Raw genomic sequence first — 11,523 nt, 5'->3', positions numbered from 1 at the left:
GCCGCCGCGATCTGGCACAACTGGAACACCGGCGCCGCGATCAAGCGCTCACTCATCGCCTATGACCACTGAGGACATCGGACTCATTCATCTAGGGCCTACCTGGGATCGAGATCACGTTGCGGGGAGAACACGTGACAGGAGTTTTCCGGGTCAGCGCCTCGATCGCCGCAGACTCGCAGGTCAGCGGGGCGGAAACGCAGGCTCCAGGTGGCCACAGGGCACAATGAGGGCACTTCGGCGGGGACAACCGCCACCGACGACCCTCGTTGTGCCCTTGCCGAGTAGGGCTGACTTCTGACCGGCGGTGCGGGCACCAAATCGGTCATCGACACCTCAGTCGATTCCGCGTCGCGCCCGGAACCCGTCAGTACTTTGCGTCTGCCAACGCCGCAGCCGCGCTCCGGATGTCACCGGCAGCCGACCTCAACGACGACGGCAGATCAGCCAACCGCGAGAGGGCGCTGGCGGCATTCGCGAGCAGTGGGGCATTGTCCTGAAGGTGGCGCAGGTCACGGCTGGCCTCATGCAGCCAGGGGGCATTGTCCTGAAGGTGCTGGAGCCCGTTGCTCGCCTCGTGAAGCATCCAAGCCGCGTCCTCGGAGACCGCCAGCCGGCTGCCGCGCAGCACCTCCAGGTCCGACCTGAGGACCTTCATCAGGGACGCCAGTTCAGGCATCTCCTTTGCGATGCTCCCCAGAAGGGGACCGATCCGCTCGACGTACGCTTCCTGCGCTTCGTAAATCATCTCCACTAGCCGCGCCTCGGTCAGACCGCTCAGTCCCGCCAGGGCGTCTCGTCCGTCCGCCTCACGAACGCGCTTCCACTCCTCCAGGATCTCCACGGTGTAGTTCTCTCCGCCTGCCCCGTCGACCCGCTTGTGGTGCACGTTGCACAGCAGCAACAAGTTGGCGAAGCTGTTCCTCTGCTCCAGGGTCCACGTCGCGTCGAACCGCTTCCCCTCCGGCTTGAGGGCTCGGATGTGCGCGATGTCGAGATTCAGCATCGGCTCCCCGTCGATGACGCGTACGGTCGGAGCCCCGCAGCGCGGCGCGTAGCACCCACCTCGGGCCAGGGTCATCAGCGCGGCCACGGTGGCGTTGCTGTAGTTCCGACGCAGCTGCTCGGCCATGGCAGTCCTCCTCGTCGAGTTGAACACTCCATCTCGTACGGTAGAGGACGCAACTGACAACGCACCCTGAGATAAAGCCAGTTGGCCCCAAGGACTTACGTTCGAGGAATGACCCCACGGTGCACGACGGCTCTGTGGTAGATGGTGCACGTCTAAACGCCGGCCGCCCGCTGCGTGGCTGACGTGCCTACCGTGAGAGCGCCATCCCACAACTCAACGCCTTGGCCCAGGGAAGCACATTGAGGGCGCGCTACTGAAGACAGCCTCGATCGCCGCCCTCGTTGTGTCCTCCTCGTCCGGCCACAGGTGCGTGTAGGTGTTGAGCGTGATCGAGGGCTTGGCGTGGCCGAGCCGCTTCTGCACCGTCTTGACGCTCTCCCGGTGCTTGATCAGCACCGAGGCGTAGAAGTGCCGGAGGTCGTGCATCGTCGCGTCGTCCGACACCTGGCGGAGCGTCGGCTCCGCACCATCCGGCCGGCCGCGGCGCTCCCAGCTCTTGAACGCAACCTCGTGCTGCTTCAGGAGGGCCTTGTCGGCGACCCGCCCGAGGTTCTCCCAGACCGACGACCAGGCCGCGCGGCGGATCGCCTCGCCTCGCTCGTTGGTGAACACGAGCAACGCCTTCCGGCGCCGGCGGCCAGCACACCGAGCAGGGCGTCTTCGACCGCATCCGCTGGGGCTTCATCCGCTACATCCTCGGCTACCGCCGCCAGATGCGGCCCAAGGTCCGCGCGCTGATCGCCGAGCACGCCGGCCACGCCCGCGTCGTCACCCTCACCAGCCGCCGGGCCGCCCGCCGGTTCGTCGCCACCGTGCCCCGGCAGACATGACCTGACCCACTTCGCACCGGGAAGGCTCCACCTGTCCATGACCGCCAACCCGTTCCTCGACGCTGCCCGCGTCCGCCACGACCTGTACGCCGACGCGGGCCGCATCACCCAGCGCACCAGCGCCCTCGCCCGCGCCAAGACCGCGGGCCCCCACCCTGCCAACGTCATCGCCGACATCGCCGCCAGCGGCCTGCACGGCACCGTCCTCGACATCGGCTGCGGACGCGGCACCACCACCCTCGCCCTCGCCGAACGGCTCACCCCGCCCAAGCTCATCGCCTTCGACCAGTCCGCCGCCCTCCTCGCCGAAGCCGAGAGCAGGCTCGCCGGACACACAGGCGTGAAGATCATGCGAGGCGACTTCCACGCCATCGCCCTACCCAACTCCTCGGTGGCGGTGGCCACGGCTGCCTTCTGCCTCTACCACTCGGCCCGGCCCGCCGCGGAGGTCGCGGAGGTCGCCCGCTGTCTGGCCCCCGGCGGCCTGTCGATCACGGTCACCAAGTCCGCCGACAGCTACCGGGCTCTGGACGAGGTGATCGCCGCCAGCGGCCTGGACCCTGAGGCCGCGAGCCGGCCGAGCCTGTACGAGACCTTCCACAGCCACAACCAGGCCGACATCGTCGCCACCTGCCTCGATGTGCAGCAGGTCATCCACCACGAACACCGCTTCCGCTTCACCGACGCCGACCACATCGCCGCCTACGCGGCCACCAACCCCAAGTACCAACTCCCGCACGACCCCGCCGAGATCGCCCGACGGCTGCGGGACACCGTCGGCGACGGACCGCTGGAGACCACCTCCACCGTCACCTACGTCGTGGCCGCCCGCCGATGAGGACCTTCACCAAGACCTACACGGACCCCCAGCTCCAACAGCGCACCCTGGCCCACCACCGGTGGATCGCCCACACCAACCCCGACGTGCGCATCCCCGAAGTCGTCCAAGTCCGCCCCACCGCCATCGACTTCGAACACCTCGAAGGCCACCACGGCACCGCCGACGACCTGCTGACCCTGGCCAGCCTCCTCGGCCACCAGCACACCACCGCCCACACCCGCGACCTGCACGCCGCCCGCCTGGACGCGTCCCACACCAGCGGCGACGTCACCATCGCCGGCTTCGCCGACAGCCGCCGCGAACGCCTCCACCAGCTCCTGGGCACCGGCACCGTACCGGGCTCGGCCCTGGCCCGTGAGGCGATCGACGGCTGGCTGGAACGGGCCGCGACGATGCCCGCCGCCTTCTACAAGGACGCCAACCCCCGCAACTTCCTCATCACCGACACCAGGGTCGTCATCATCGACTTCGACTCCCTCACCCTCGCCCCCTTCGGCTACGACCTCGCCAAGATCGTCGTCACCACTGCCATGACCACCGGCCCACTACCCGAGGCCACCATCCGCCAGGCCGTAGCCGCCTACAACCGCCACCCCAGGCAGCACGGTCTTCCCGGATGCTCTCGGCGCGAGTTCGCCGCGTGGTGCGAGTTCCACCACATCCTCACCACGCCCTACCACGGCACCAACGGCTACCAGTTCAGCTGGCACACGATCAGGCCTGCCTGGACCATCGACGTCCTCCGGCAGTTCGACAAGGAGTCCGCATCGTGACGACCAACAGCGTGATGAACAGCCGCAACGCGGTCTGCGTGATCATCCACGACAAGGACACCGACACGATCGCCGCCCTGCACTACGCCGCCCGCAACTGGTCCCCGCACCCCGCCTGGACCGTCCCCGGCGGCAAGGCCGAGCCCGGCGAACCTCTCGACCAGGCCGCCGCCCGCGAACTCAAGGAGGAGACCGGACTGCTCGTCGACCCGGCCGACCTCGAACTCGTCCACGTCATCCACGTCGAACAGGGCTGGGACCAGGTCGGCCAGTTCGTCCTCTTCGTCTTCGCCACCGACAAGTGGGCCGGCGGCCTCACCAACACCGAACCCGACAAGCACCTCACCGCCCAGTGGCTACCTGCGGACCGCCTCCCCGAGCCCGCATTCCCCACGGCCGCACAAGCACTCGGCGCCTACCGCGCTGGCGGTCCCGCCTTCTCGCGCTACGGCTGGGAGCCGATAACAGCGTAACGACGCACACGGGTGGGCTCGTCGAATGGCAATCTCGACGAGCCCACTCACCCCCGAGCCTCGGGTGCCTCCCGCTTAGTTGCTCACTCGCCTGAAGGTGGAGAAGTCCGCCTCGACTCGGTGTCCGTATAGCCGACCTAAGCCGTGCTGGCCGAACCGCGGGCCATGTCGGCTGGCTGGGAGTCGTTTGATTCGGAACTCTCAGAGGGCGTCTGCTGGGCCACCGACTGGTTCCGGTCCGCCCCGTCACTCGAAGCCACCTGGGGCGCTGGCGTGGAGTCACCGTTGCGTACTGATCTGAGGGTCGCGGTGAGCCGGAGGGCTTCGGCCAGCCCATACCGGTAAGCCAGGAAGAGGAAGGCCACGAGCGGCACAGAAAGAGTGGCAAGTGGCGCGTCCACGTATGCCGGCAAGCCGAGGTAGCCGATCCCCCATGCTATTAGGGCGGTCAGAACCAGAGCCATCATGGCGGCAACAGCCAGCCTTCGCCCGTCGGTTCGGTCCGGTGATTCCGGAGCCGCTGGAGGGAGTTCCGGTGGCTGCCCAATTGGCCCGAGAAGATTGGTAAACCGTCCATCCGCGGTCTGGTGAGCTATCGCAGCGGCGTAGACGGCCAAGGACGCGGTCGCGCGCTCACGATCTGGCAGCAGCTCGTCGGCGGTGCGTTCAAGCAGAGCGGCGACCCTACGCGCATGCTCTCGCGTCGCGGCGCGGGTTGCGCTGCGAGAACCGTAGTCGCTGGCCGCGTGACCAGATCCGTCCACTACTGCTTGGCCGAGCATTTCGGCCTTCTTACTGAGCTCTGCTGCCGCGTCATGACCACCGAGAAGCCAGACCTGCCCACATGCGCCAAGTACCTCCAGCGCCGGTATCAGCGCCTGGTAGCAAGACTGCACCCGGACTCCCGTTCTGGCATTCCTCGTCACCGAGGCCGCCCAGAGGACGAGAGAAAAGATCAGGACCACGAGCCCGACCGATACCTTCTCGTGGTGAGTCGGACACGCAGCTAGGTTGCCCCCGTCGCTCGGCAGTAACCCACCAGCAGTACACGCCCCTTTCCACCCTGCGAATACCGCAGAAAGGAAGATCAGGTCGAAGAGTCCGATCACTAACAGGGCCGCGAAGCCAAGGCCTCCGTCGTACTTGAGAGCACGTCGAAGCAGATCGAGATCGAGCGGAGTGGACAGCAGTGGCGATGATCGGGCGGCGTCGCCAACTCGTCTCTCGACGAATCGATGGTGCAAACGTCGCAGTGGACGCCACAGTGGCGGGGGCACCACCGCAGATGTGGACGGACCAATCGGCATGCTGATCAGCATGCCGGATCTGGCTGCACGACATCTGCTGATCGCGTATCTTCCGTGCTGATGCGCCCAACACCTGGAATCGGACCGGGGGCTGATCCGACAGACTTCCTCGGCTGAGGCGTTGGAGTCCGAGCCAGGTCCACCACCACACCACCCCTCAGCGCCCGATGGTCACCCGCTTTGCTGGCGGCCATCGCCGCCATGGCGGCTCTCTACCCCGCAAGGTCGCAGCCCGCACCACCCATGCTCCGGGACCGCACGCCGGACGCTGGCCCACTCTCGGCGCCGCTGAACCCCAGGCCCGGTCCCGGCTTCTGGCTTACGCCCGGTTTGTCAGAGCTGGCGGATAGCCTCATGCGGGCATATGTCGGAAGGAGCCGGACTTGGCCGAGTTCAAAATCAACCAGCGCGGGATCGATCAAATGATGCGCGAGATCCAGAAGGGCGTGAACCGCTCGGCACGGCGTAATCCGATTCGAGTCCCGGTCGGTACAAGCCCGTCCAACACTCTGAGTACGCACGCGTCCAGCGGGACCGAGGAAGACACGTACCTGTCCAAAGCTCTGCTGTGGCTGGACGATCCGACAGAACGGCGGCGCGGAGGCTTCCGAGACCTGCTGGACTTCATCGAGTTGGAGCACCTTCCGAGGGAAGACGCCGCCGGAATCGCGCTCCAGCTGGAGCAGCACGGCCTGGCCCAGATCCTCCGCACCTGGACTGAAGACCAGACCACGGTTCGGCTGACGGACGCGGGTCGGGTTGAAGTTCGGCAGTTGAGGAAGCTCGCTGATGACAAAGTCGCCCGCGCCAACTACGCCTCCGACGCTGTCCTGCGGTGGCTGTACGACCAGGGTGCCCCAGTGGAGCCCAGCCAGTTCGCTGGTACCCGGACCGCGTTCTTCGCCGGCACCACTCTCACTGCCGCCGAGATCACGGAGGCCGCCGTCGAACTCCGCGCACACGGTCTGGTGAACCGCGAGACCGACTCGGAAGACACCAACTCGTACCGGCTGTGGATCACCGTGGCTGGCACCGCCTGCGTCCGCGGCGGCCACACCGTAAGGAGCTACATGGACAGCCAGAACACCACCTCCACGACGACCAACTACCACGGCACGGTCATCCAGGGCGGAGTCAGTGGCGGCGTCGTCTCCACCGGCGACCACAACACGATCAACGTGGGCAACGGGATCGACGCTCAGGCCCTTGCTGGCCTGGTTCAGGGCCTGCGCGATGTCACCCCGCAGCTCGGCCTCAACTCGGTAGATGCCGAGGACTATGCAGCCGAGGTCGAAGCCCTAGAACGTGACGGCCACGACCCCGCGCAGGGCGGTCGAATCTGGCGCAGGATCATGCGCCTGGCCAGCTCCGAGCTCGCAACCACCATCGCCACCGGCGCCGGCCAACAGCTCCTCGAACTCGGCGCACGCCTGTACAGCTGACCTATCAGCGCAGAAGTTGGCCCTCCAACGCAGAGCACCGACCAGTGGGTGGTCGGTGCTCTGCCATATCGGCGACTACAGGCAGCAACGCGTCAACGGCGCCAACGTTCCCAAGCCCAGGCAGCCGTCGCCACGACCACAGCTCCCAATAGCTGTTCGGCTCGGTTGCCCGCGCCTGCGGCGTAACCAGCGGTGTATGCCGCCGCGACAGCAGCAGCCAGGACTTCAAGTCGGGGCGGCCTGTGGCTCTTGCCACGGATTGCGCGCATACTGGACATGGTCTTCTCCCTCGTTCGGTGGGGTAGGGCCAACCGCCGGAGCCCGGAGATCTGTGGAAGGTGATACGGGCCCGGCGGAAGTCTTTTCGGTCCTCAAGCGATGCTGCGGCTACTCTGCGGCATCTTCACCGAGTTCACCGCTGACGAGTTCACCCAGCTGAGCCATCAACTCAAGGCGCTCGCCCTCAGGCAACTGCTCATAGAGGAACCAAGCGTTGTCGGCTGCAGTGCCAGGGCGTCGACCCATCGCCATCCAAGCGAGCACAAGTGCTCGATCCCGGCTCGAGAGCGCTTCGAGGGCCTGCCAAACACCCCTCCGGCCCACCGACTGCACGCCTTGATCGGTGGCGAGCGCGTTTCTGGGGGCTTCGGACCGACGAGGAACCGATCGTCGACCGGCAGCACGAACCGCCGGATCCCAGACTTCCGCCCCGGCACGCGCGAAGAGCCTCTCCTTGGCGTCCAGAGAAACCTGGGTCCGGCTGGTCTCGATCTCCCAGCCGTCATCCCTCAGGTCCCGCAGGCGACGGTCGACCTGCGCTGCGCCCGGGAAGGCAGCACGAACCTGCTCAAGCGTGAACACGTTCCCTTCGCCCACCTCGTCCAGTAGCCACAGAGCCACGCGAACCTTGGTGCCGATCTTGGGGTCGGTCCAGCTCGGCCGCGAGAGCGATACATCCGCCACTCCCAACTCACCCCTCGATGTCGTGCCCTACTGGGCCGCCCTGCGATCAACATCGCGACAGTACCACGAATCGGCATCGCTAGGCAGCTTTAGGCAGGAATCGGCAATCCGCGTAGCTGCCGACAGCTGCCAGATTCGCCGACGTTCCGGTGCGGAGTGCTTGGAGAGCTCGGGGTTCGTCCACCTGGGGCACGCACGTAGGCTCGGCTGATCAAGCCCCGGATGATCGCGAAAGGGAGCCCATGAGCGAGGAGACCAGCACGACCTCAGAGACCCAACAGCGAATAGACGCGGTACGGGCCATGATGACCGAAGACCTCTTCGAGGAGATGCTGAAGGAGAAGGCCGGGATCGATGCGGCCGATCTGGCCACCGTGCTCAACGTCGTCGCGATCGGCATTACGGGCAGTTCCTGGCGCAACAGCTGCATCGAGAACTGGCACGCCGAGGGACGTCTGTCGGACGGCGACATGCTCCGGATCAACAGTCACACGACCCATGGCGTACGGCAGAGGCTCCGGCGGTGGACCCGGGAACTCCGTGTGGTCGCGAGCACCAACGACGGTTTGGCTGAACTCACGGCGGAGGACGCCAACACCGTGGCCTACCGGATCTTCCGTTGGCTGACGAACCCGAAGCGGAAACTTCCGACCGGTACGACGCTCGGCGAACTGGCAGGAAGGCCCGAAGACCTTGAGGAGTATGTGGAGCACGCCGACCGAAGCCTCGGCGCGTTCGTCGGCCAGATGGAAGTCCGGGGCGTCCGCTACGGCCTGCTCTACACCGCCACCCACGGCGCGTTGGCCGGCAACCACTGGTGGGGGCATCCGGCCTGACCTGCACGAGTGCACCACTTCATGGCCGTACTCGACGACCCTGCGGATCGCCACTGGGGCCCGGACGGCGCGTGGCGCGAGCGACTGCTCCCGGAGCCGCCAGCCCTGCAGGAACGTCACACCCTTCGCGCGACGCTCCTGAGATCCCCCTGGGAGCTGGACAGCGTCACCGCCGACTGGATCGCTGACGCTGGCATCGGCTACCTGGCGCCCCACCGGGACGAGCCCCAAAGCCCCTGACAGGCGCTTTCCGCCAGACGCTACGCAGGGCACATCCAGGGCACATGGGGGCGGAAAACGGTGCCGACCAGTGAAAACTCCCGGCAAGAGTTTTCCCAGGTCAGCGCCGTGATCGGCAAGAAACAGCAGGTCAGGGCGGTGCTCGTGCAGTACGTGAACTACCGCTGACCCTCCGGTCGGCCGGTTCGACGGACGACGGCGCGGCCCTGCTCCCCGCTTCGGGGGCGGGGCCGTTCGCGTCGGCGGGCCGTTCGCGTCGGCGGGCCGGGGCGGGCGGCGGGGCCGACGGGCGGTGGGGTGCGGGGGCCGGGTCAGCCGGCCGACTCCGCCCAGCCGCCGGTGCTGCGGTGCCGGCCCAGGCCGACCGACTCGAACTCGTCCGCCCGGCCCTCCTCGGTGCGCGCGCCGATCCGTCGCAGGGCGTGGGAGATCGGGGTGCCGTCGACCGGGGCGGGCTCGAACTCGCCGATGGTGAGCGGGCCGAGGGCGACCGCGCCGTCCGCCCAGACGGCGGCGCGCTGGGTGCCGCTGCCGCCGAAGTACTCGGCCTCGACGCAGGCGATCGGGCCGGCCTTCGACCAGGCGGCCAGCCGGAGTTCGAAGCCGTCCGAGTGCCAGCCGAATCCGGCCCCGCCGCGGGGCTTGCGCACGCCGCCGTCCCCCTGGAGCGCGGCGAGGACGGCGGGGGTGACCGGGATCAGCGCCAGCCCCTGCGCCAAGGGCACCACCCGGGCCGCCGGAACCTCCGCGGCCGCCACCGTCAGAAGCTCCCGTGTTCCTATCAGCGCCTGGAGTTCGTAGGACATGGCGGACATGGTGTCCCACCGCACCGACAGTCGGCCCGGAATTTATGATTCCGTGCCCGGTCGGAGACCGTAGAGCAGGATGCGGGGGCCCGCGGAGCGGGCCGCGGCCGGTCCACGGGGCTCCGCTCGCGCCGTCGGCCGCGGCCCCTCCGGTCCTGTCGCCGGTCACCCGCTCGGGCGCCTGCGGCATGCGGCGGTCGCGGCGCCCCGGTGGACTGGCCGGGTACGGCCTCTCTCCCCGGCCCCTCCCCCGACTCCCGTGCGTCGGGCGCTCCCGGCCGGGGCCGTACGGAGGAGGACCGCATGCATGCGCCGGACAGACCCCCGCCGAACCGGACGGCCACCGCCGCCCCGGCCCGGGCGCTCCGCGGGCCGGGGCTCCGCGGGCCGGCCCGCGCCCTGCTCGGCCTCGTCCCGGCGCTCGCGCTCCGGCCGCCGGCAGGACCGACCGAACCGATCGCAACGGCAGTACCGGCAGGATCGATCACAACGGCAGGACCGGCCGCCGACCGGGGCCGCGGCGTCCCCCGCCAGGGAGCGGCGGAACCGCCGCCTCCGCGCCGGCCCGCCGGGGCTCCCCCGAGGGCTTCACCAACTCCTCCCGGAAGTGATGGAGTTGACGCGACGGAGGCTCAGCAGAGCCCGTCCGGCCCCAGAGGAGGAACCGCCGTGCCCCGCCCCTTCACCGTCCAGGACCACACCGCCCGGATGGCCCGTGCCACCGCCGAGGCGACCGCCGCCGGGTTGACCGGCCTGGTCGTCGCCCCCGGCCCCGACCTGGCCTACCTCTGCGGCTACTCGCCCACCGCGATCACCGAGCGGCTGACCGCCCTCGTGCTCGCGGCCGGACGCGAACCCACCCTGGTGGTGCCCAAGTTGGAGCGTCCGGACGCCGAGAAGGCGGTCGGCGCCCCGGCCGTCCGGCTGCTCGACTGGTCCGACGGCGAGGACCCGTTCGCCACCGCCGGCCCGCTGCTCGACCCGGCCGGACGGTACGGCGTCTCCGACAACACCTGGGCCCTGCACCTGCTCGGCTTCCAGGCCGCGCTGCCCGGCGTCTCCTTCACCTCGCTCACCGACAGCCTGCCGATGCTGCGCGCCGTCAAGGACACCGAGGAGCTGGAGCGGCTGGCCTCGGCCGGCGGCGCGGCGGACGCCGCCTACCGGGGCATCCTGGAGGTCGCCTTCGCCGGCCGCCGGGAGGCCGACGTGGCCGCCGACCTCGGCGCGCTGCTCATCCAGTACGGGCACAGCCAGGTCGACTTCACCGTGGTCGGCTCCGGTCCGAACGGCGCCGACCCGCACCACGAGGCCGGTGAGCGGGTCATCCGTACGGGTGACACGGTGGTGCTGGACTTCGGCGGTCTCAAGGACGGCTACGGCTCCGACACCACCCGGACCGTGCACGTCGGCCCGGACGTCCCGGACGAGGTGCGGACGGTGCACGAGCTGGTCCGGCGGGCCCAGCAGGCCGCCTTCGAGGCGGTCCGGCCCGGCGTCGGCTGCCAGGAGATCGACCGGATCGCCCGCCGGGTGATCACCGAGGGCGGGTACGGCGAGTACTTCATCCACCGCACCGGCCACGGCATCGGCACCACCACGCACGAACCTCCGTACCTGGTCGAGGGCGAGGAGCGGCCGCTGGTGCCCGGCATGTGCTTCTCCATCGAGCCCGGGATCTACCTGCCCGGCCGGTTCGGGGTGCGGATCGAGGACATCGTCACCGTCACCCCGGCCGGCGGCCGCCGCTTCAACAACACCCCGCACGAGCTGGGCATCGTGGCCTGAGGCCGCCCGACGGTGCCGGAAGGCGTCCGACGGTGTCCGCAGGTGCCCGAAGGCGCCTTCCGGCGCCTGACCGTGTGTCGAACCGGGTGACG

The 11,523-nt window shown here is 68.7% G+C and carries 11 protein-coding genes; 6 read left to right on the top strand and 5 right to left on the bottom strand.

The features are described 5' to 3' along the window. Positions 1–367 precede the first annotated feature (367 nt). Together ACFU6K_RS03135 and ACFU6K_RS03130 are read right to left on the bottom strand one after the other, a co-directional pair. The gene (locus ACFU6K_RS03135) at positions 368–1,132 is read right to left on the bottom strand and encodes a hypothetical protein (protein ID WP_380660562.1); all 765 of its coding nucleotides are present in this window, start codon (positions 1,130–1,132) and stop codon (positions 368–370) included. A gap of 213 nt (positions 1,133–1,345) precedes the next feature. Then, positions 1,346–1,744 (bottom strand): tyrosine-type recombinase/integrase, encoded by a 399-nt coding sequence (locus ACFU6K_RS03130; RefSeq protein WP_380660561.1) that lies wholly within the window; start codon positions 1,742–1,744, stop codon positions 1,346–1,348. A gap of 255 nt (positions 1,745–1,999) precedes the next feature. Between ACFU6K_RS03130 and ACFU6K_RS03125 the strand changes: the two genes are divergently transcribed. Genes ACFU6K_RS03125 through ACFU6K_RS03115 form a run of 3 tightly spaced genes read left to right on the top strand, consistent with a single transcriptional unit; the run spans position 2,000 to position 4,049 of the window. Beyond that, on the top strand, positions 2,000–2,800 hold the full coding sequence (locus ACFU6K_RS03125) for a class I SAM-dependent methyltransferase (RefSeq protein WP_380660560.1): 801 nt from the start codon (positions 2,000–2,002) through the stop codon (positions 2,798–2,800). Continuing rightward, positions 2,797–3,576 (top strand): phosphotransferase, encoded by a 780-nt coding sequence (locus ACFU6K_RS03120; RefSeq protein ID WP_380660558.1) that lies wholly within the window; start codon positions 2,797–2,799, stop codon positions 3,574–3,576. The genes ACFU6K_RS03125 and ACFU6K_RS03120 overlap by 4 nt, the downstream gene beginning before the upstream one ends. Continuing rightward, on the top strand, positions 3,573–4,049 hold the full coding sequence (locus ACFU6K_RS03115; RefSeq protein ID WP_380660557.1) for an NUDIX domain-containing protein: 477 nt from the start codon (positions 3,573–3,575) through the stop codon (positions 4,047–4,049). The genes ACFU6K_RS03120 and ACFU6K_RS03115 overlap by 4 nt, the downstream gene beginning before the upstream one ends. A gap of 137 nt (positions 4,050–4,186) precedes the next feature. On the opposite strand, the gene ACFU6K_RS03110 is transcribed toward ACFU6K_RS03115, so the two are convergent. Beyond that, positions 4,187–5,293 carry a hypothetical protein gene (locus ACFU6K_RS03110; protein ID WP_380660556.1) on the bottom strand — a complete coding sequence of 369 codons (1,107 nt, stop codon included), beginning with the start codon at positions 5,291–5,293 and terminating at the stop codon, positions 4,187–4,189. 446 nt (positions 5,294–5,739) lie between these two features. Here ACFU6K_RS03110 and ACFU6K_RS03105 point away from each other — a divergent pair, with 446 nt between their 5' ends. Then, positions 5,740–6,798 carry a hypothetical protein gene (locus tag ACFU6K_RS03105; RefSeq protein WP_380660555.1) on the top strand — a complete coding sequence of 353 codons (1,059 nt, stop codon included), beginning with the start codon at positions 5,740–5,742 and terminating at the stop codon, positions 6,796–6,798. 387 nt (positions 6,799–7,185) lie between these two features. Here the strand turns inward: ACFU6K_RS03105 and ACFU6K_RS03100 are convergent, their stop codons facing one another. Next, the gene (locus ACFU6K_RS03100) at positions 7,186–7,761 is read right to left on the bottom strand and encodes a hypothetical protein (RefSeq protein ID WP_380660554.1); all 576 of its coding nucleotides are present in this window, start codon (positions 7,759–7,761) and stop codon (positions 7,186–7,188) included. 242 nt (positions 7,762–8,003) lie between these two features. Between ACFU6K_RS03100 and ACFU6K_RS03095 the strand changes: the two genes are divergently transcribed. Next, positions 8,004–8,597: a hypothetical protein gene (locus ACFU6K_RS03095; RefSeq protein WP_380660553.1), complete on the top strand. Its 594-nt coding sequence runs from the start codon at positions 8,004–8,006 to the stop codon at positions 8,595–8,597. 551 nt (positions 8,598–9,148) lie between these two features. Here the strand turns inward: ACFU6K_RS03095 and ACFU6K_RS03090 are convergent. Beyond that, positions 9,149–9,643 (bottom strand): hypothetical protein, encoded by a 495-nt coding sequence (locus ACFU6K_RS03090; RefSeq protein ID WP_380660552.1) that lies wholly within the window; start codon positions 9,641–9,643, stop codon positions 9,149–9,151. Positions 9,644–10,351: 708 nt separating this feature from the next. Between ACFU6K_RS03090 and ACFU6K_RS03085 the strand changes: the two genes are divergently transcribed. Beyond that, positions 10,352–11,431, top strand: coding sequence for a M24 family metallopeptidase (locus ACFU6K_RS03085; RefSeq protein WP_380660565.1), 1,080 nt, complete (start codon positions 10,352–10,354; stop codon positions 11,429–11,431). Positions 11,432–11,523 lie beyond the last annotated feature (92 nt).

Origin of the sequence: Kitasatospora sp. NPDC057512 (assembly GCF_042802135.1) — a bacterium.
Classification (GTDB): Bacteria; Actinomycetota; Actinomycetes; order Streptomycetales; family Streptomycetaceae; genus Kitasatospora.
Note: the sequence above shows the minus strand (reverse complement) of the source record. Positions and strands in the feature narration are given on the sequence as shown.

Coding starts and splice junctions, on each gene's coding strand:
- ACFU6K_RS03135 (WP_380660562.1), bottom strand. CDS start 1,132: ATGGCCGAGCAGCTGCGTCGGAACTACAGCAACGCCACCGTGGCCGCG.
- ACFU6K_RS03125 (WP_380660560.1), top strand. CDS start 2,000: ATGACCGCCAACCCGTTCCTCGACGCTGCCCGCGTCCGCCACGACCTG.
- ACFU6K_RS03120 (WP_380660558.1), top strand. CDS start 2,797: ATGAGGACCTTCACCAAGACCTACACGGACCCCCAGCTCCAACAGCGC.
- ACFU6K_RS03095 (WP_380660553.1), top strand. CDS start 8,004: ATGAGCGAGGAGACCAGCACGACCTCAGAGACCCAACAGCGAATAGAC.
- ACFU6K_RS03090 (WP_380660552.1), bottom strand. CDS start 9,643: ATGTCCTACGAACTCCAGGCGCTGATAGGAACACGGGAGCTTCTGACG.
- ACFU6K_RS03085 (WP_380660565.1), top strand. CDS start 10,352: ATGGCCCGTGCCACCGCCGAGGCGACCGCCGCCGGGTTGACCGGCCTG.